The 18,836-nt window shown below is 60.2% G+C and carries 17 protein-coding genes; 13 read left to right on the top strand and 4 right to left on the bottom strand.

Going from position 1 to position 18,836, the window contains the following annotated elements:
- Window positions 1-7: 7 nt before the first annotated feature.
- Window positions 8-895 carry a LysR family transcriptional regulator gene (locus ACCD02_RS20365; RefSeq protein WP_413305678.1) on the bottom strand — a complete coding sequence of 296 codons (888 nt, stop codon included), beginning with the start codon at window positions 893-895 and terminating at the stop codon, window positions 8-10.
- Window positions 896-1,009: 114 nt separating this feature from the next.
- On the opposite strand from ACCD02_RS20365, the gene ACCD02_RS20360 reads away from it, so the two are divergent.
- On the top strand, window positions 1,010-1,906 hold the full coding sequence (locus ACCD02_RS20360) for an NAD(P)-dependent oxidoreductase (RefSeq protein ID WP_413305674.1): 897 nt from the start codon (window positions 1,010-1,012) through the stop codon (window positions 1,904-1,906).
- Window positions 1,907-1,918: 12 nt separating this feature from the next.
- The gene (locus ACCD02_RS20355; protein WP_413305671.1) at window positions 1,919-2,704 is read left to right on the top strand and encodes a 2-keto-4-pentenoate hydratase; all 786 of its coding nucleotides are present in this window, start codon (window positions 1,919-1,921) and stop codon (window positions 2,702-2,704) included.
- A gap of 1 nt (window position 2,705) precedes the next feature.
- On the opposite strand, the gene ACCD02_RS20350 is transcribed toward ACCD02_RS20355, so the two are convergent.
- Window positions 2,706-3,668 carry a DMT family transporter gene (locus ACCD02_RS20350; RefSeq protein ID WP_413305668.1) on the bottom strand — a complete coding sequence of 321 codons (963 nt, stop codon included), beginning with the start codon at window positions 3,666-3,668 and terminating at the stop codon, window positions 2,706-2,708.
- Window positions 3,669-3,811: 143 nt separating this feature from the next.
- Between ACCD02_RS20350 and bkdR the strand changes: the two genes are divergently transcribed.
- Window positions 3,812-4,300, top strand: coding sequence for a Bkd operon transcriptional regulator BkdR (gene bkdR, locus ACCD02_RS20345; protein WP_413305665.1), 489 nt, complete (start codon window positions 3,812-3,814; stop codon window positions 4,298-4,300).
- 3 nt (window positions 4,301-4,303) lie between these two features.
- On the opposite strand, the gene ACCD02_RS20340 is transcribed toward bkdR, so the two are convergent.
- The gene (locus tag ACCD02_RS20340; protein WP_413305662.1) at window positions 4,304-5,194 is read right to left on the bottom strand and encodes a LysR family transcriptional regulator; all 891 of its coding nucleotides are present in this window, start codon (window positions 5,192-5,194) and stop codon (window positions 4,304-4,306) included.
- 102 nt (window positions 5,195-5,296) lie between these two features.
- Between ACCD02_RS20340 and ACCD02_RS20335 the strand changes: the two genes are divergently transcribed.
- The 9 genes from ACCD02_RS20335 to ACCD02_RS20295 all read left to right on the top strand — a co-directional run bounded on the left by ACCD02_RS20335 (window position 5,297) and on the right by ACCD02_RS20295 (window position 16,599).
- On the top strand, window positions 5,297-5,689 hold the full coding sequence (locus tag ACCD02_RS20335; protein WP_413305660.1) for a tautomerase family protein: 393 nt from the start codon (window positions 5,297-5,299) through the stop codon (window positions 5,687-5,689).
- Window positions 5,690-5,804: 115 nt separating this feature from the next.
- Window positions 5,805-6,302, top strand: a complete 498-nt coding sequence (locus ACCD02_RS20330) for an RNA polymerase sigma factor (RefSeq protein WP_413305657.1) — start codon at window positions 5,805-5,807, stop codon at window positions 6,300-6,302.
- A gap of 31 nt (window positions 6,303-6,333) precedes the next feature.
- On the top strand, window positions 6,334-7,323 hold the full coding sequence (locus ACCD02_RS20325) for a FecR family protein (RefSeq protein WP_413305654.1): 990 nt from the start codon (window positions 6,334-6,336) through the stop codon (window positions 7,321-7,323).
- A 107-nt stretch (window positions 7,324-7,430) separates the two neighbouring features.
- A complete protein-coding gene (locus ACCD02_RS20320) occupies window positions 7,431-9,887 on the top strand; it encodes a TonB-dependent siderophore receptor (protein WP_413305652.1) in 2,457 nt (818 codons plus the stop codon).
- 223 nt (window positions 9,888-10,110) lie between these two features.
- A complete protein-coding gene (locus ACCD02_RS20315) occupies window positions 10,111-11,757 on the top strand; it encodes a diguanylate cyclase (RefSeq protein WP_413305649.1) in 1,647 nt (548 codons plus the stop codon).
- Window positions 11,758-11,826: 69 nt separating this feature from the next.
- Window positions 11,827-12,738, top strand: a complete 912-nt coding sequence (locus ACCD02_RS20310; RefSeq protein ID WP_413305646.1) for a LysR substrate-binding domain-containing protein — start codon at window positions 11,827-11,829, stop codon at window positions 12,736-12,738.
- A 183-nt stretch (window positions 12,739-12,921) separates the two neighbouring features.
- On the top strand, window positions 12,922-14,115 hold the full coding sequence (locus tag ACCD02_RS20305) for a CaiB/BaiF CoA transferase family protein (RefSeq protein WP_413305644.1): 1,194 nt from the start codon (window positions 12,922-12,924) through the stop codon (window positions 14,113-14,115).
- Window positions 14,112-15,047, top strand: a complete 936-nt coding sequence (locus ACCD02_RS20300) for a hydroxymethylglutaryl-CoA lyase (protein WP_413305642.1) — start codon at window positions 14,112-14,114, stop codon at window positions 15,045-15,047. Before ACCD02_RS20305 ends, ACCD02_RS20300 begins: the two co-directional genes overlap by 4 nt.
- Before the next feature lie 217 nt (window positions 15,048-15,264).
- Window positions 15,265-16,599: an MFS transporter gene (locus tag ACCD02_RS20295; RefSeq protein WP_413305638.1), complete on the top strand. Its 1,335-nt coding sequence runs from the start codon at window positions 15,265-15,267 to the stop codon at window positions 16,597-16,599.
- 208 nt (window positions 16,600-16,807) lie between these two features.
- On the opposite strand, the gene ACCD02_RS20290 is transcribed toward ACCD02_RS20295, so the two are convergent.
- Complete coding sequence (locus tag ACCD02_RS20290) at window positions 16,808-17,773, bottom strand: aliphatic sulfonate ABC transporter substrate-binding protein (protein ID WP_413305635.1); 966 nt, start codon at window positions 17,771-17,773, stop codon at window positions 16,808-16,810.
- Between the two features lie 168 nt (window positions 17,774-17,941).
- Here ACCD02_RS20290 and ACCD02_RS20285 point away from each other — a divergent pair, with 168 nt between their 5' ends.
- A complete protein-coding gene (locus ACCD02_RS20285) occupies window positions 17,942-18,829 on the top strand; it encodes a Ku protein (RefSeq protein WP_413305632.1) in 888 nt (295 codons plus the stop codon).
- The last annotated feature ends 7 nt before the right edge of the window (window positions 18,830-18,836 follow it).

Below are 18,836 nucleotides of genomic sequence, written 5' to 3'. Positions count from 1 at the left end.
AAAAATGTCAGCAGTGATGACCGAAGAATCCATCTGTCTGGGCAAACTCAACAAATCGCCTGTTTGCCAACGACAGGTATTCATTCGCCCGCCAGCACAATCTGAAACTCATCACCTGCGCCGGTTTGAACGGTATGCCGACAAGCCCGGATTCAAGCTTCTGCACCGAGCGCAGCAGGGTTGAAATGCCCATGCCGTCATGAGTCGCCTGGGTCACCAGGGAGACGAAGTTGCTTTGCAGGGCGATGCGATAATTGACGCCCGCCGCCGCGCAGAACGCATCAAGCAGGTGGCGCTGCAGGAAGCTCTGGTCGAACACCACCATTTCGGCGTCCTGCAGGTGATGTGCTTCGAGGCAGGGTTCATGGGCAAGGGCATGATCCTCGCGCATGCACAGCACCATTTCGTCGCTCCCCAGCAGTACGCAATCCCAGGTGTTGGCGACCCTGCGGGATTCGAGCAGGGCAATATCGATCTCGCGATTTTCCAGGCGGCGACTGATGGCATCGGCGCTGCCTTCGACCACGGTCATGCTGATGCCAGGAAACTTCTGGCGGAAACTGCCAAGCAGGTTCGGGACATATTTGATGCCGAACATGGGCGGTACGCCGAGCTTTATTTCACCGCGCTGCAGGTGCGCCATGTCGTGCAGCTCCTGGCGTGCCATATCCAGTTCCAACAGGGCCGACTCGACTCGTGCCAGGAAGCACTGTCCTTCGGCCGTCACGGTGATTTGCCGGGCGGCGCGGTTGAACAGGACGACGCCCAGTTCCTCTTCCAGGCGCGTTACCGCCATGCTCAATGCGGGTTGGGCGATATGCAGGGTTTGTGCGGCCTTGGTGAAACTGCCTTGCCGGGCAATTTCAACGCAGCATTTGAGTGCTTTCAGATTCATTGCTGCGCGCCTCATGATTCATAACAATTTGTGATGGAAAATATAATAACAATATATTTCCCATTATCTGGCGGCGTTCCTAGTATGACGGCGACTGCCCGGGAGGCACTGGATATGAAAATTGCATTTATCGGCCTGGGCCAGATGGGGCGGCCCATGGCGATCAATCTGCTGCGTGCCTGGCCCGGCCTGTTGGTCAATAGCCACAGTGGCCGGGCTTACACCGAACTGGAAGGGTTGGGCGCAATGCCGACCGATGATCGTCGCGCCCTGGCAGCTTGCGATCTGGTGTTTCTGTCACTGCCCGATGACGAAGTGGTCAATAGCCTGCTGTTTGCCGATGATGGCATCGCACAATGGATGCGCCCCGGCAGTACGGTGGTCGATACCAGTACCATCGACTTCACGCAGACCCTGAATATCGCAGCAAGGCTGGCGGCCCTGGATATTCGCTTTATCGACGCCCCCGTATCCGGAATGGCTGCCCGGGCCATCGACGGATCACTGACTGCCATGTGTGGCGGTGATGAAGCGGTGTTCAACGAGATCGCCCCGTACCTGAAAGCCATGGCCAGCAACACGCTGTACATGGGCGCAACGGGGACCGGCCAGCTGACAAAACTCATCAACCAGTTGCTGTTCGATATCAACTGCGCTGCGCTGGCGGAAATTCTGCCGATGTCGGTGAAGCTTGGGTTGAACCCGGAAAAAGTAGCGGCCGTAGTGAACAGTGGAACAGGCCGTAGCCACGCTTCGGCGTTCTTTTTGCCGCACATTCTGGCCAACGAGTTCAGCAACGGTTATCCGCTCAGACATGCCTACAAGGATCTCGTCAACGCCGCGCGGTTGAGCGCCGGATCGGGCATTCCGCTTCCGGTTCTGGCGGCGGCTACGGCCACTTATCAGACGGCTTTGCTTCAAGGCCACGGCGACGAGGACAAGGGCGCGATGATCAAGGTGTACGAGCAGCTGCTGGATGTGAAATTTCGCGCGACACAAGCGCTTCTTTAAAAGGATATGCAGATGCAAACCACAGGATTTGACCCCGTCGCCACTTCAGCGGTTTTATTGCAGGCGTGGCGCAGTGGCGAGTTGCTCGATCATCTGCCTGCCGAGCTAAAGCCGGCAACGCTCGCTCAAGGCTATGACGCGCAGAACGCATTGTTCCAGGCTGTCGGAGGCGTTCGTGGTGGATGGAAACTGGGCGTCGGCAGCCCGGCCGCCATGCGCGCAGGCCAGCTATCGCGGCCATTGATCGGCCAGCTTGAACGGGCACGTCTGCACGGCAGCGGTGTCCACCTGCGACTGCCAGCCTGCACGCCGGTCACCATCGAATGTGAAATCGCCTTTGTGCTGGATCGCGACCTGCCACCGCTGCCTGGCCGGACCATTGACCCTCAGGATATTCGTTACACCTGCGTAACCTTCGAGGTGGTGCGCTCACGTTTCACTGACCGCAAGACCGTCGGCTGGCCCAGCTTCAGCGCCGATAACGTCGGCTTTGAGGCGCTGATCATCGGCGAGCCGGCATGCACAGGGCTCGACCTGAGCGTCCTGGGCGAGCTGGCGCATACGGCTGTGGTACATCTGGATGGCGCGCCGAGGGCAAAGGGACTGTTCGGTGACGCTGCAACCGATCCACTCAAGTCATTGGCCGCGCTCTATGAGCATGCGGCCGAGCGAGGAGAGACGCTGCGTGCCGGGGATATCGTGACCACGGGCGCGATGTGCGAGCCGTTTGATATTCAGGGGGAGGGCTATGCCCTGTCGGTGGAGTATTTCGGCAAGACGCTGGCGTTCTCGCTTTAACTCACGACACATCTGCACCCTGATGACTACGGCCCTTGATCGTCACAATCAAAATCCCCCCGACAATCGCCAGTACGCCCACCAGTAACGGCGTGGTCAGGGTCTCGCCGAGAAACATTACCGACATCACCAACCCCACTACCGGCACGCCGAGCATGGCCGAGGACATGCTGGTGGTGGACAGCCACATGCTGGCGGCATTGACCGCGCAGAAGCAGAAGGCCGTGGCCACAGGACCGACGAACAGGGCGACTTCCCAGAGGGTGCGGGAGTTGTCGCCAGTGAACGGGCCTTCGATGAGCCACGCCATGATCGTCAGAGGCACACTGGCCAGGAGCATCTGCCACGGCGCCAACTGGTAGGCGCTGGAACTGCCCTTGTAGTAGCGCAGATGCAGGATGCACAGGGCCCAGCAGAACGACGCGGCGAGGAGCATCAGGTTGGCTTTGATCAAGGTCCGGTTATCCCAATCCAGGGTCAGCGGATTGAGCAATACACCGACGCCAATCACCCCGAGCAAGGTGCCGATAAGCAGGCGGGCGGACAGGCGTTCGCCAAAAAACAGCAGGGCCGCCGGAGTCACCCACAAGGGGGTGGTGTAGGCCAGTACGGCCGAGCGCCCGGCCGGGATCTGGGTCATAGCAATGGCGCCAAGCACGGTAAAGGCCAGCATCTGCAACAGGCCGACACTGACGATCAGTGGCCAGTCGCGCCGGGATGGCAGGCGCAGGGTGCCGGTCACCCCTTGCAGGACAAACAGGCATACGGCGCCAAGGGCGAAGCGGGTGGCGGAGAACCAGATCGGGGTGATGTGGGCCAGGCCGGTTTTCATCACTGGCCAGTTGGCGCCCCAGATAACGATGGCTGCCAGCAACAGCGCAATGCCCTTGGCCTGGGGCGACAGCAGACCGCCGCGTCGTGTCGGGCTATCGAGGGTATTGCAGTCGGGGCCGTAATCCGCCATTGCGATTCTCCGGGAACAGAGGCTTCAAGTTGGGAAAATGTTAACCCTGTGCCCGGAGATTTATTTTCTGTTATTACTTGTTGGAAAGCTGGTTTGCAGATATTTATTCTTTATATTCGTATTTAGCGAGGGAATTTATCCATATGCGCAAACTTGATCGTACCGACATCGGCATCCTCAATCGTTTGCAGGAAAACGCCCGCATCACCAACGCCGAACTGGCCAAAAGCGTCAACCTGTCGCCCACGCCATGTTTCAACCGGGTCAAGGCGATGGAAGAACTCGGCCTGATCCGTCAGCAGGTCACGTTGCTGGCACCTGCGGTACTGGGCCTGCACGTCAACGTGTTTATCCACGTCAGCCTGGAAAAGCAGGTCGAAGATGCCCTGCATCGGTTCGAGGCGGCCATCAGCGAGCGCCCGGAAGTCATGGAGTGCTACCTGATGACTGGCGATGCCGATTACCTGTTGCGGGTACTGGTGCCGAATATCCAGGCTCTGGAAGGATTTATCCTCAATCACCTTACGAAAATTCCCGGTGTTGCCAATATCCGCTCCAGCTTTGCCCTCAAGCAGGTGCGCTACAAGACCGCGCTGCCGCTACCGGCCAATGGTTTGACGATCGGACTGTAAGGCTCAGGCAAAGCCTTGCTCCACGCTGGCAGTCAGCAGCTCATTGGCTTGTCGCAGGTTTCCCGGCCTGAGGGAATACGCTACCCAGATATCCACCTGCAGGGCAAAATCCCGGACCTCGACAATGGTCAGTTGGTCCTGCAGCGGGCTTTCCTGCAACAGCTTTTTCGGCAGCAGACCCAAGCCGAGCCCGGCGGCGATCATGCGCATCTGGATGGCTGCGCCGTGGGTGTCGATGCCCAGGCGCAGTTTTTGGCCGCGACCGCCCATGGCCGCTTCCAGCGCCGCGCGGTAACCGCAACCCCGGGGGTTGAGAATCCATTCGCTGCACGACAGGCTGTTGATATCGCTGGGCGATTCGACGATGGGGTGGTGCCTGCTTTGCACCACGACAATCTCCAGTGACGTGATCAATTTCCCCGCCAGCCCCTCGGGAAGCCGGCTCGGCGCAGGCAGGAGCAGGGTCGCCGCGTCGAGTTCGCCGCGACTGATCATCAGTTCAAGCTCCGAACTCCAGTGGGTTACCAGTTGCAGTTCCAGCTCGGAAAAGGCCTGGCGAATCCGCGTGACGGCCTCGAACACCACCACATCGGCTACCACCTGGGTAAACCCCACGCGAAATCGCCCGCTGGGCATTGCCGCTTCCTGGGGAATGCTCAGCAGATAATCCGCGTCGCGCAGCAGGGTCACGGCCTGCTCGTAAATCCGATGGCCCATTGCCGTCGGTAGCGGAGGGCGGCTGCTACGATCAAACAGGCTGGCATTGAGCGACTCTTCCAGGTGCTGCAGACGGCGGGATATGGCCGACTGGGTCAGGCACAGCTTTTCGGCTGCTTTGGTCAGAGAAGCACAGTCGATGACCGCGACAAACGCCTTCAGGTCTTCAAATAGCATGCTATTTACTCATTTAGTTTCTGAAAATTATGCGTTTGATGAATTATATGCCGAGGTCTAGGGTAGACCCAATACCCCACCCACCATCAAAAGGATCTGCACATGCCCTTAGCCCGAATTGATGTCGCCGCCGGCACCAGCGCACAAACCGTTGCGGCGATCAGCGACGTGATCTACGACGCCATGGTCAACACCGCCAACGTCCCGGCCCACGATAAATTCCAGATGATCAACCGCCACGCCCCGGACGAGCTGATTTATCCGGCGCAAGGCTATCTGGGCATCAACTACACCCCCGGCATCGTGTTCATTCAGATCACCTGGAATGCCGGGCGTACGGTTGAAGTGAAGAAAGCGTTCTACAAGGCCGTCGCCGAGGGTATCCACGCCCGGACCGGCCTGCGCAAGGAGGATGTCTGGATCAGCCTGATCGATGTGAAGCGTGAGGATTGGTCGTTTGGCAATGGGGAGATGCAGTACGCGCCGGTGGAGTGAGTTGTGTAGGGGTAAGGCCATTCGCGAAGGCGGATTGTGAGGCCAATGAATAGTTTGCATGCGCTAATAGGAAGCATTACTATTCGCGCCCTCCACCCCCCTCCAGCACACCGCCATGACTCTCAAGCTGCCAGGCAGTAAAGGCTTTCTTGAACACTATGAGGAGCTCATTGGCACATGGACCCGTCGCCTGAAGAGTCGTCATCAAGCGGAAGACCTGACCCACGATGCTTTCGTTCGTGTGCTGGAATCCGATCCTGAGGCTGTGCAGCCCCGTGCTTATCTGCACCAGACGGCGCGCAATATCGCAGTCGACACCTGGCGACGTGAAGACCGGCGGGCCTCGCTGGAGCTGGAGGCCAATGAGTATTGTGTCCCGCAGGCGGGGGATCCGGAGGCATTCATGCACGCCATCCAGCTGGCCGACTCCATCGAGCGGGCCCTGGCCGAGTTGCCCCTCAATTGCCGCAAAGTGTTCGTCTGGCAGAAGCTCGAAGGCCTGACCCAGCAGGAAATCGCCGAGCGCATGGGCCTGAGCAAGAACATGGTGGAAAAGTATATGATCCGCACCCTTCGTCATTTGCGTGATCGTCTGGATACCGCCAAGCCATGACTGCCCACATCCTCTCAAACCGGATCCTGCCATGACCACGGATCGTGATTGCGCCGACGCCGTGCGTGATGAGGCGGCCGCCTGGTTTGCCCTGAGCAGTGACCGGCCCCTTGATGTCGGGGAGCAGGCTCGTTTTGACGAATGGCTGGCTCAGGATTCGCGGCACGCCGAGGAGTTCCGGGCGCTGCAACAGATCTGGGGGGCGGCCGATCAGCTGTCGAAGGAGCGCTTGCAGACACTGCTGCGCGAAGATGCTCCAAGCCTCTTGCCATCGCGCTCGCAGCGCAAAAACACGGTGTTGCGTTACGCCGTGGCTGCCAGTGTGGTCGCGGTCGCTGTGAGTGCCGCGCTGTGGTTTGGTCTCCACTCTGGCAACAACTATGACGGGCAGTACGCCACTGCATTCGGCGAGCGCAAGCAGGTGACGCTGCCGGACGGTTCGGTGGTGGATCTTAATTCCCGAACGCAAATGGAGGTGCATTTTGTCCGTGGGCAGCGGCAGGTCCTGCTCAGCGAAGGCGAAGCCATGTTCAGCGTGCAGCACGACCCGTCCCGGCCGTTCGTGGTCGAAGCGGGCAAGGGCAGGGTAACGGTGACAGGCACCCGTTTCGACGTGCGCCGCGACCCGGCCCAGACTTTGATCGCAGTGGAGTCGGGCACGGTCAAGGTCAATGGCACGGACAGCGAGGGCGAGAGCGTCGTACTCACCGCTGGCCTGGGGTCCCGTATCGATGGCAGCGGCCGGGTGTCACCTGCCAGTGCTGTGAATACCGTCGCAGTCATCGCCTGGCGCAATGGCAAGCTGGTTTTCAACGACGCCCCCCTGAGCGAAGTGGTCGAGGAAGTCTCGCGCTATCGCCAGCGGCCGCTGCTGGTGGCCAATGGCAAGACCGCCAATCTGCGCCTGACCAGTGTGTTCAAAACTGATGACACAGACGCTCTGTTACGGGCCTTGCCGAGCATCCTGCCAGTGACGGTACGCACCCTCGGTGATGGCAGTCAGGAAATAATTTCACGCTAGATTCAGGTTTTTTTTCAGTTCTTCGTCTTCTTGTCCAACTGCGACTGGTTTGCATTACAGCCCGCAGACACAGCTCCGACTCTGGACCTCTCAGGACACCATTTGACGTGAACAACAATAAACCTGCCGCCCTTCAACCATTGCCTGCCGCGCCTTCGCGCTGGCTGCCGCTGTTTCTGGCCATCACCGTCGCCAGTGCCGCCGGTGCCGTCCAGGCGGCCGATACCTCGCTTGTCGTTCATATCCAGTCGCAACCGTTGGGCGCGGCCCTGAGCCAACTGGCCCAGCAGGCTTCGCTGCAATTGTTCTTCAGCCCGGAACTGGTGGCAGGCAAGCAGGCACCCGCAGTCGACGGCAAGCTGTCGGCGGAACAGGCCCTGCGTGCCTTGCTCAAGGGCAGTGGCCTGGAATACGAAATGTCCGCCGATACCGTGATTCTGCAACCCCAGGGCACCCGCGCCAGCACTACGCCGGGCAGCCTGGAAATCGCGGCTACCGACGTCAAGGTCGTGGGTGACTGGCTCGGCGATGCCGATCAGGCCGTGGTGCAGAATCATCCGGGAGCCCGCACCGTGGTGCGCCGGGAAAACATGGTCGAGCACGCGGCGACCACCGTCGGTGATGTGCTGCGTCGGATACCCGGCGTGCAGGTGCAGGAAAACAACGGCACCGGTGGCAGCGACATTTCCCTCAACGTCGGCGTGCGCGGCCTGACCTCGCGTCTGTCGCCGCGCTCGACGGTGCTGATCGATGGTGTGCCCGCGGCCTTCGCCCCCTATGGCCAGCCGCAACTGTCCATGGCGCCGATTGCCGTGGGTAACCTCGACAGCATTGATGTCGTCCGTGGTGCCGGTTCGGTGCGCTATGGACCACAGAACGTCGGTGGGGTGATCAACTTTGTGACCCGGGCCATTCCCAAGGACCTGAGCGGCGAAGTCAGTACCACGCTGGAGTCGAGCCGCTACGGCGGCGTGAAGAATATGGAGACCGGCTTTATCGGCGGCACCCTGGACAACGGCCTCGGTGCAGCCTTGCTTTACTCCAAGGTGGGTGGCGACGGTTATCGCGAAAGCAACAACCACAACGACATCAATGATGTGCTGTTCAAGACCCACTGGGCCCTGACCGACGATGATGATCTGTCGGTGAATTTCCATTACTACGATGCCACCGCCGATATGCCCGGCGGCCTGACCCAGAAGCAGTTCGACGCCAACCCGTATCAGTCGGTGCGCGATTACGACAACTTCACCGGGCGACGCAAGGACGTCTCGATCAAGTACAAGCGCCAGATCGACGAGTCGACCCAGTTCGAAGTGCTGACTTACTACTCGGACAGTTTTCGCGGCAGCAACATTGCCGCGCGCAACCTGCTGACCGAGGGCTCGTTCCCGCGCAGCTATCACACCTTCGGCATCGAGCCGCGGGTGTCCCATGTCTTTGACCTTGGCCCGACCACCCAGGAAGCCAGTCTCGGCGTACGCTACCTCAAGGAAGCGATGCATGAGCAGGCCAGCCAGTTGGCCCTGGTCAATAACGTGCTGACTCCAACCAAGGCGTCCGACGGCCATGTCTATCAGGACCGTACCGGCGGCACCGAGACGACGGCGGTGTACCTGGACGACAAGATCGATATCGGCAAATGGACCCTCACACCGGGTATCCGCTTTGAAAGCATCGATACCCACTGGCACGAACGGGCCGTCATGGGGCTGAACAATGTGCCCGTCACGGCCAAGGACCGCAGCGTCAATGAAAACGAGCCGCTGCCGGCCCTGAGCGTGATGTATCACCTGTCCGATAACTGGAAGCTGTTCGCCAACTACGAAACCTCTTTCGGCAGCCTGCAATACTTCCAGGTCGCCCAGGGCGGTAGCGGCAATAACACAGCAAACGGCCTGCAGCCGGAGAAGGCCAAGACTTACGAGATCGGCACCCGTTTCGATAACGGCATCTGGGGCGGCGAGCTGACGGCGTTCTACATCGACTTCGCCGACGAGTTGCAATATGTCAGTAACGACGTGGGCTGGACCAACCTCGGCGCGACCCGTCACGAGGGCATCGAGTCCTCGGTGCATTACGATCTGGGTAACCTCGACTCACGCTTGCAAGGGCTGACCGCCAATGCCGGTTTCACCTACACCAGCGCCACTTCCCAGGGTGATATCCCCGGCTTCAAGGGGCGCGACCTGCCTTTCTACTCGCGCCAGGTGGGTACGGTCGGGCTGCGTTATGAAATCAACCGCTGGACCTGGAATATCGACGGCTACGCCCAGTCGCAACAGCGCGCCCCGGGGACCGGCAGTAATGCCGACGGCAGCTTCAACGGCAATTACATCACCACCCCGACTGCTGATGGCCAGTACGGCAACATTCCCGGCTACATGACCTGGAACGTGCGTGGCGGCTATGACTTCGGTAAACAGCTGTCCAACCTGAAACTGGGCGCCGGAGTGAAAAACCTCTTCGACCACCAGTATTTCACCCGCTCCAGCGACAACAACGCCGGTATCTACCTGGGGCAGCCACGCACCTACTTTGTGCAGGCCAGCGTCGGGTTCTGAGGGTGTGAATGACGGAACTGTGGGACCGGCTTTCGCCGGGAACACGGCGGCACGGGCGCACTTTAATAGCGGCTGTTGCGGCCCTTTCCCGGCTAAAGCCGGTCCCACCATTGCACGATCGTTTATTTGCGTCAGCACAACGCAGGGACACGCCGGGATCTATAGCTAAACCGCCATCATTGCGCCTACCATAAAGCCACTCTCCGCATTCAGATATCACGCCATGATCAGAGCCAGCCTGCGCAGTCGCCTGACCCTCTGGTTTGCCGGCCTGTCATTGTTCACGCTGCTCAGCGTGGGCTTCTATGTGGGGCATATCGCCACTGAGCAAATGAAGCTGGCCAGTGGTAATGCGCTGCTGAACACGGCTCGCTCAGCGGCGGTGCTATTGGCTTCACAGTTTGCCGAGCGGCAGCTGGAAGTTTCCCAGCTCGCCCGTTCGCCGCTGTTTCGTCGCGGCAATCTCGACGATCCGGACATCCTCACCACCATGGATCTGCGCACTCAGTCCCGTGGCGAATATGCCTGGATGGGTGTCGCCGACGTCAATGGCCAGGTCAGACAGGCGGCCAAGGGCCTGTTGGTCAATCAATCGGTGAAGGCGCGGCCCTGGTTTCAGGCGGGGTTGCAGGGCAATTACTCCGGCGATCCCCACGAGGCGGTCCTGCTCGCCAAGTTGCTGCAAGGGACAAGCAATGGCGAGCCGCTGCGCTTCATCGATTTTGCCGCGCCGATTCGCAATGCCGAGGGGCAGGTTATCGGTGTGCTGGGCGCCCACGCTCACTGGAGTTGGGTGACCCGGATCGTCGAGTCGGCGGTGATGGAAAAAGGTCTGGCGCCGGGTGTTGAAGCCTTGATCGTCGATGCGGGCGGCAAAGCGCTTTATCCCGAACAGCTCGCCGGGCAGACAATGGATAACCTGTCGGCACAAATCAGATCGGGCTGGTCAGTGGGTGACGACGGCTATCTGACCAGTGTGGTGGTGGTGCCGACCCCGTCGAACTCCGGCCTGGCCTGGTATATCGTGGTACGTCAGCCGCTGGACATCGCCCTCGAGCCCGCGCACATCCTGTTCTACAAATTGCTCTTGCTCGGTGTTGTGGCCGCCATTGGCTTCGGCCTGGTGGCCTATTACCTGGCGTTGAGCCTGAGCCGGCCCATCGAGCAACTGGCCCGCTCGGCCAAACTGGTTCAGGACCAGCAACCCGGCGCGCAGTTTCCCCAGGATCATGCGATAACTGAGATCGCCCAGCTTGGCCATTCCATCAATGGCATGACCGACTCCTTGCTGGGCAAGGAGCGCGAGTTGCAAGAAGCCAACGCATCGCTGGAAGCCACTGTTGCTCTGCGTACTGCCGCGTTGACCCAGGCCAATGCCGAGCTGCGGCAACTGGCGACCCACGACGCCCTGACCGGTGTCTACAACCGCCGTCGCCTTGATGAAAAGCTCGCTGAGTGCAGCCAGCTGTTTCAACGTACGGGGCGGCCGTTTGCGTTGCTGTTGATAGATGCCGACCATTTCAAGCGCATCAATGACACCCACGGTCATGCCATAGGTGATGAAGTGTTGCAGCAACTGGCCCGGCTGATTCAGGCCAACATTCGCAGCACCGATTTTGTAGCCCGCTATGGCGGCGAGGAGTTCGCCGTGTTGTTGCCGGAGGCCAGCGCACCGTACAGCCCGGACTTTGTCGCCGAGAACATTCGCGCTGCCATTGCCGGAGCGCCGTTCGCTTCGGTTGGGCAGGTCACTGTCAGTGTCGGTATCGGGGTGGCGAGATCGGCTGACAGCAACACCATGGCCTTGATCAAACGTGCCGATGAGCAGCTGTATCAGGCCAAACACAAAGGCCGCAACCGGGTGGCCTGAGTGCTATCAAGCAACCGCCCGATGTTTTTAGCGATATCCTTTGCCTCACCCTGAACGAGGCGTCCCTTCATGCTGCATAAAAACCTCACTCGTCGCCTGGACCTGATCACCCTGCAACTGTTCGTGGCGGTGCATGAAGAAGGCACCCTGACCAAGGCGGCGGCTCGGGAGGCGATTGCGGTATCGGCAGCGAGCAAGCGCCTGATGGAGCTGGAGGATGCCCTGGGCATCGGCCTGTTCGTGCGCAACGCCAAAGGGATGGCCCTGACGGCGGCGGGGGAGACCTTGCTGCACCATGCCCGGCGCATGCTGTTCGATGTCGAGAAAATCGGCCTGGAACTGGGCGAACACAGTCAGGGCATACGCGGCTATGTGCGGATGCTGGCCAACCTGTCGGCGATCATCCAGTTCTTGCCGGAAGATCTGCATGACTTCGTCGAGGACCATGCCCAGGTCAAGGTCGATCTTGAAGAGCGGCCCAGTACCGGGGTGGTGCAGGGCGTGATCGATGGCGTGGCGGATATCGGCATCTGCTCGATGGACACCGACACTGCCGAGCTGATCAGCGTGCCCTATCGTCACGACCAACTGGTGGTGGTGATGCGCCCCGATCACCCTCTGGCCGGGCGCGAGCGGGTGGATTTTGCCGACACCCTGGACAGCGACCATATCGGTCTGCACTCGGCCAGTTCGATCAATATGCGCGCCCATGCGGCAGCCCGGGCCAGTGGCAAGGTCCTGCGCCTGCGCATTCATGTGCCCGGTTTTGATGCCGTGTGCCGGATGGTCCAGGCCAATATGGGCATCGGCATCCTGCCGCAGAAGGCCTTTGATCTGTTCGGCCAGTCCCTGGGGCTGACGGCGGTGACATTGAATGATGAGTGGTCGCGACGGACCCTGGTCCTGGTGATTCGTGATGAAGCGGCGTTGTCGCCGGTGAGCCGGTTGTTGTTTGAGCATTTGCGCCGCGAAATCTCGTAGAGCACCTGTGGGACCGGCTTTAGCCGGGAAGGCGTATTCCCGGCTAAAGCCGGTCCCACAGAATATTCCCAAGAAATCGAGCGTTCTCGTTTCGCGAACGCCCCTTGCCAACTGACGGTTGGCTTTGCCCGACGCTGTTCCTCTAGTCTTGGCCCAAATTCCAAGAAACATGAGGTACAGAAGATGACGGCGCCCCTGAGTGGTATCCGCGTGATCGAGATCGGCACCCTGATTGCAGCGCCTTTTGCTGCCCGCCTGCTGGGTGAGTTCGGTGCCGAGGTGATCAAGATCGAATCGATCGGGCAGGGCGATCCTCTTCGTAAATGGCGAAAACTCCACGAGGGCACGTCCCTCTGGTGGTACCTGCAATCGCGCAATAAAAAATCCCTGGCCCTGAACCTCAAGTCCGCCGAAGGCATCGCCATCGTCAAGCAACTGGCCGAAAGCGCCGATGTGCTGATCGAGAACCTGCGCCCCGGTGCCCTGGAAAAACTCGGCCTGGGCTGGGACGTGCTGCACGCCATTAACCCCAAGCTGACCCTGGTACGCATCTCCGGCTACGGCCAGACCGGTCCTTACCGTGATCGGCCGGGCTTTGGTGCCATTGGTGAGGCCATGGGCGGCATCCGCTACACCACCGGCACACCCGGTTCGCCGCCGGCACGGGTGGGCGTCAGCCTTGGCGATTCTCTGGCGTCCATGCACGCGGTGATGGGCGCATTGATGTCCCTGCTGCGGGTCAAGACCGGCCAGGGCGACGGGCAGATTGTCGATGTGTCCCTGGCCGAAAGCGTGTTCAACCTGATGGAAAGCCTGATCCCTGAATACGACATGCTCGGCCATGTGCGTGAGCGCAGCGGCGGCGCCTTGCCGGGTATCGCGCCGTCCAACACCTATCCTACCGCCGATGGCGCCTATGTGGTGATTGCTGGCAATAGCGACCCGATCTTCAAGCGTCTGATGCAGGTCATCGGTCGCGACGATCTGGGCGATAACCCTGAGTTCGCTCATAACGACGGTCGTGCCCGGCAGAGCGATCTGTTGGACCAGGCCATCGCTGACTGGACTTCCAGCCAGCCCATCGACGTCGTATTGCAGGCTCTGGAACAGGCGCAAGTGCCGGCCGGACGCATCTATTCGGTGGCCGATATCGTCGCCGACCCGCACTACCAGGCTCGGGACATGCTGCTCGATGCACAGTTGCCCGGCGGTGCCGCAGTGAAGATGCCGGGCATCGTGCCCAAGCTGTCCGAAACGCCGGGCCAGATCAACTGGCAGGGGCCGAGTCTGGGTCAGCACACCGACAGTGTGCTCAATGGCCTGGGCCTGACCCAGGGCGATATCGAACGTCTGAAACGTGCAGGGGTGGTGCAATGATCAATGACTTTTCCCAACGTCTTATCGTCCAGGAAGTCGCGCCACGGGACGGTCTGCAGATCGAGCCCAAATGGGTCGAAACTGCCGACAAGATCGCCTTGATCGATCAATTGTCCCTGGCCGGATTTTCCCGCATTGAAGCCGGTTCGTTCGTCTCGCCCAAGGCCATTCCGGCCCTGCGTGATGGTGACGAAGTGTTTCGCGGCATCCAGCGCCAGCCAGGGGTGATCTACGTTGCGCTTATCCCTAACCTCAAGGGCGCCGAACGGGCCATTGCTGCCGGGGCCGATGAATTGAACTTGGTGATGTCCGCCAGCCAGACCCATAACCTGGCCAATATGCGCATGCCCTGCGAACAGTCTCTGACCGCATTTGGCGATGTCGTCGCTGTGGCCCGTGACACGACTCTGAGCTTGAACGCCTCCATCGCCACCACCTTCGGTTGCCCCTTCGAAGGCAGGATCAGCGAAGACCGGGTGATGCAGATCGTCGATGCCTACCAGGAACTCGGCGTTGACGGCATCAGCCTCGCCGACACCACCGGCATGGCCAATCCGCGCCAGGTCTATCAACTGGTGCAGCGCGTGTTGAGCCAGGTGTCAGCGTCGCAACTGACCCTGCATTTCCACAACACCCGTGGCCTGGGCCTGAGCAATGTGCTGGCCGCTTATGAGGCCGGTGCGCGGCGTTTTGATGCGTCATTGGGCGGCCTCGGCGGTTGTCCGTTCGCCCCCGGCGCGTCGGGAAATATCTGCACCGAGGACCTGGTGAACATGTGCGAGGAGATGGGCATTCCTACCGGAATCGATCTGCCCCATCTGCTGGCGATGTCCCGTCGATTGCCAGCGCTGCTTGGCCACGAAATGCCGGGGCAGGTGGCCAAGGCCGGGCGTAACTGCGATCTGCATCCGGCGCCGGTTTCGGTTGCATGAATTAACCCTATGTAGAACACCCAACACGGATCTGTAGGAGCTGCCGCAGGCTGCGAAAGCGGTATGTCAGGTAGGCCCGATTCGCAGCCTTCGGCAGCTCCTACGAAATCTCATTCCAATTCAGACACGTTGTGTTTGATAGGAGCGAGATTATCCCTGCAACCCAGACAACAAAAACAATCGGACCCCCTCGGGAAGTCCGTCTGGAGACCACGCAATGACCATCTCTGCATTAACCGCGGACAGCACTCCCGCACAAGTCATAAGTGCCGAAAAAGCCCTGATCAGCAAAGTCGCCTGGCGACTGATGCCGCTGATCATGATCTGTTATCTGTTTGCCTTCTTCGACCGGATCAATATCAGCTTCGCCAAGTTCCAGTTGCAGGCTGACCTGAGTCTGAGCGACACCGCCTACGGCCTGGGCGCCGGATTGTTTGTGGTCGGTTATGTGCTGTTCGAAGTGCCCAGCAACATGATGCTGTACAAGGTCGGCGCGCGGCGCTGGATTGCCCGGATCATGATGTCCTGGGGCGTGGCCACGGCCTTGATGGTGTTCGTCAACAGCGAATGGCAGTTCTACGGCCTGCGTTTCATTATCGGCGCGATGGAAGCCGGTTTTGCCCCCGGCGTGCTGTATTACCTGACGCTGTGGTTCCCGCAGCACTATCGCGGCCGCATCACTTCCATGCTGTTCCTGGCCTCGGCTTTTGCCGGTCTGGTCGGTGCGCCTTTGTCCGGGCTGGTGCTGGGGCATCTGGATGGGGTGATGAACATGCGCGGCTGGCACTGGCTGTTTCTGCTCGGCGGCGTGCCGTGTGTAGGGCTTGGTCTGTTGGTGCTGCTGGTATTGAAAGACAAGGTCAGCGACGCCCATTGGTTGACCAGCGAGGAGAAAACCTACCTGGCCAGCCGCATCGCCCGTCATGAACCACACAAGGGTGGCTCGCTGTTGGCCGCACTGAAACTGCCGGGCTTCCTGATGCTGGGGCTGATCTACTTCCTTATTCAGGTGGCGTCCTACGGCCTGAACTTCTGGGCGCCGCAGCTGATTCGTAGCGCTGGTACCGAAAGCCCGGTCATCATCGGCCTGCTCACCGCCGTGCCCTATATCTGTGGGGCGATCAGCATGGTAGTGGTCGGGCGCCTGTCCGATGCCAGCGGCGAACGACGCAAGTTTGTCTGTGGTCTGGTGGTGATCGGTGCGATCGGCTTCTTCAGCGCCGGGATCTTTGCCCAGCACACGACCTTTCTGATCGTTGCCCTGGCCCTGATGGGCACCGGTATCGTCGCTTCCATCCCGGCCTTCTGGGCCTTGCCGCCAAAACTGTTGGCCGGCGCAGGTGCAGGCGCGGCGGGCGGGATTGCGGTGATCAATACCCTGGGTCAGTTCGGCGGGATTGTCAGCCCGGTGATGGTCGGCAGTATCAAGGACCTGACCGGCAGCACCACGCCGGCGCTTTATGTGATCGGTATTGCCAGTCTGGTGGCTGCGGCTTTGCTGCTGTGGGCGTTGCCGCAGAAGCTGCGCACTCTGGATAAGGTCGAGGGTTGATGGTCCTTGTGTGAGCGAATTCATTCGCGAAAGCTTTATTTCGGACGCCGCTAATGTGTTGGATGTACTGGCCCCTTCGCGGATGAATCCGCTCCCACAGATCCGACGATATGCACGCGCTACTGTGGGAGATTCTATGTTTGCTGTAAAGCCAGAGCAGCCTCTTCGCGAATGAGTTCGCTCCCACAGGTTGTTCGCTTACTCGTTGTTACGGCTTCCAGATCTGCACGTCCTTGGCATCCACTGCCTTGGGCAGCAGCCCCGCCTCAAAGAACGCATCGGCGATCTTCTGCTGTTCGCCCAACTGATCAGCCTTGACCGGTTCGACCTGATAACTGCGATGGGCGTTGGCAGCTTCGACTGTGGCCACGTCAAGGTTGCCCCACAACGGCCCCAGCACCTGGGCGGCGTCTTTGGGGTTGGCCTTGATCCAGGCGCCTGCCTGATGCAGCTGTTCATACACGCGCTTCAACACCTGCGGATGAGCCTTCGCGTAGTCATTGCTGGTCAGGTAATAGCGCTTGTAGCTGGCCAGCCCCGTGCCATCGGCGAGGGTGCGGGTTGGCAACTGGCGCTGCACGCTGGTCAGGAAGGGTTCCCAGGTGACCCAGGCATCGACCTTGTTGTTCTCGAATGCCGCCCGACCGTCAGCGGGTGACAGGTAGGCGGGCTGGATATCGGTGAACTTCAGCCCGGCCTTGGTCAAGGCGGCGATCAGCAGGTAATGGGTGCCCGCCGCCTTGGTCACGGCAACTTTCTTGCCCTTCAGATCCGCCAGTTGCTGGATCGGCGAATCCTTGGGCACGACGATGGCCTGGGCGCTGGGGGACGGCGACTCTTCGGCAAAGTAGGTCAATTTTGCCTGGGCCGCCTGGGCGAAGATCGGCACGGTATCGGCCACGTCGGCACTGATATCGACATTGCCGATATTCAGCGCTTCCAGCAGCGGCAGGCCACTGGCGAACTCATGCCAGGTGACGTCGATACCATCCTCACCCAGAGTCTTTTCCAGAGTGCCCTGGGCCTTGAGCAGGGTGATCAGAGTCGAAGATTTCTGGTAGCCAATGCGCAGGGTTTCACGGGCCTGGACCGGCAGGGCGATGGCGCAGGCCAGGGCGGTGAGCAGCCCGGCGCTGAACAGGCGGGTTTTTATAGTTCGAATGACGTTAGACATGGTGGGCTCATGGACAGAGGGTCGTGCCATCGATCATAAAGTTCTAAAAAATATTATTTAAATACCTTGTGCTTATTAGCTTATGCATTGACCACCCGTCGTCACCTTGGCCGAAACTTTGCTGCCCGGCGCCTTGTCATCCTTACACAGCTCAAAGGGAGTACAGCAATGGCGCGGGCAATCTGGAAGGGCGCAATCAGTTTCGGTCTGGTGCATATCCCCGTGGCACTGGTGTCGGCCACGTCGAGCCAGGGTGTGGATTTCGATTGGCTGGACAAGCGCAGCATGGACCCGGTGGGTTACAAACGGGTCAACAAGGCCACGGGAAAGGAAGTGACCAAGGACAATATCGTCAAGGGCGTGGAGTATGAGAAGGGCCGCTATGTGGTCATCAGCGAGGAGGAAATTCGCAAGGCTCACCCGCGCTCGACCCAGACCATCGATATCTTCGGCTTCGTCGACAGCAAGGACATTCCCTTGCAGAACATCGACACACCCTACTACCTGACCCCGGACAAGCGCGGCGAGAAGGTCTATGCCTTGCTGCGTGAAACCCTGCTGGATACCAAAAAGGTCGCGCTGGCCAATGTCGTCCTGCATACCCGCCAGCACCTGGCCGCAGTGATGCCGCTGGAGTCGGCCATGGTTCTGGTGATGCTGCGCTGGCCCGCCGAAGTACGCACCCTCGACAGCCTGGAACTGAGCGAGGCGGTGACCGAAGTGACCCTGAGCAAAAGCGAGCGGGACATGGCCAAACGCCTGGTGACCGATATGAGCGCCGACTGGCAGCCCGAGGACTACGTCGACACCTTCCAGGAAAAGATCAAGGAACTGGTAGAGACCAAGGCTCGGGAAGGCGAGATCGAGGACGTGGAAACCGAGGGTGGCGAAGAAGAGCGCAAAAGCGCCGATGTCATCGACCTTACCGAATTGCTCAAACGCAGCCTGGCGGGCAAGGCGGGCGTTAAAAAGGCACCGGCAGCGAACAAGGCCAAGGCGAAAAAGGCGCCGGCCAAACCTGCTGCGACTTCACGCAAAACCCGCAAGGCATCCTAGGCACGGA

Source organism: Pseudomonas sp. Pseusp88 (assembly GCF_047303955.1).
Taxonomy (GTDB): Bacteria; Pseudomonadota; Gammaproteobacteria; order Pseudomonadales; family Pseudomonadaceae; genus Aquipseudomonas.
The sequence above is the reverse complement of the archived record's forward strand: the minus strand, read 5'-3'. Positions and strand labels throughout refer to the sequence as shown.

Coding starts and splice junctions, on each gene's coding strand:
- ACCD02_RS20365 (WP_413305678.1), bottom strand. CDS start 895: ATGAATCTGAAAGCACTCAAATGCTGCGTTGAAATTGCCCGGCAAGGC.
- ACCD02_RS20295 (WP_413305638.1), top strand. CDS start 15,265: ATGACCATCTCTGCATTAACCGCGGACAGCACTCCCGCACAAGTCATA.
- ACCD02_RS20340 (WP_413305662.1), bottom strand. CDS start 5,194: ATGCTATTTGAAGACCTGAAGGCGTTTGTCGCGGTCATCGACTGTGCT.
- ACCD02_RS20315 (WP_413305649.1), top strand. CDS start 10,111: ATGATCAGAGCCAGCCTGCGCAGTCGCCTGACCCTCTGGTTTGCCGGC.
- ACCD02_RS20305 (WP_413305644.1), top strand. CDS start 12,922: ATGACGGCGCCCCTGAGTGGTATCCGCGTGATCGAGATCGGCACCCTG.
- ACCD02_RS20300 (WP_413305642.1), top strand. CDS start 14,112: ATGATCAATGACTTTTCCCAACGTCTTATCGTCCAGGAAGTCGCGCCA.
- bkdR (WP_413305665.1), top strand. CDS start 3,812: ATGCGCAAACTTGATCGTACCGACATCGGCATCCTCAATCGTTTGCAG.
- ACCD02_RS20325 (WP_413305654.1), top strand. CDS start 6,334: ATGACCACGGATCGTGATTGCGCCGACGCCGTGCGTGATGAGGCGGCC.
- ACCD02_RS20360 (WP_413305674.1), top strand. CDS start 1,010: ATGAAAATTGCATTTATCGGCCTGGGCCAGATGGGGCGGCCCATGGCG.
- ACCD02_RS20290 (WP_413305635.1), bottom strand. CDS start 17,773: ATGTCTAACGTCATTCGAACTATAAAAACCCGCCTGTTCAGCGCCGGG.
- ACCD02_RS20350 (WP_413305668.1), bottom strand. CDS start 3,668: ATGGCGGATTACGGCCCCGACTGCAATACCCTCGATAGCCCGACACGA.
- ACCD02_RS20330 (WP_413305657.1), top strand. CDS start 5,805: ATGACTCTCAAGCTGCCAGGCAGTAAAGGCTTTCTTGAACACTATGAG.
- ACCD02_RS20285 (WP_413305632.1), top strand. CDS start 17,942: ATGGCGCGGGCAATCTGGAAGGGCGCAATCAGTTTCGGTCTGGTGCAT.
- ACCD02_RS20355 (WP_413305671.1), top strand. CDS start 1,919: ATGCAAACCACAGGATTTGACCCCGTCGCCACTTCAGCGGTTTTATTG.
- ACCD02_RS20310 (WP_413305646.1), top strand. CDS start 11,827: ATGCTGCATAAAAACCTCACTCGTCGCCTGGACCTGATCACCCTGCAA.
- ACCD02_RS20335 (WP_413305660.1), top strand. CDS start 5,297: ATGCCCTTAGCCCGAATTGATGTCGCCGCCGGCACCAGCGCACAAACC.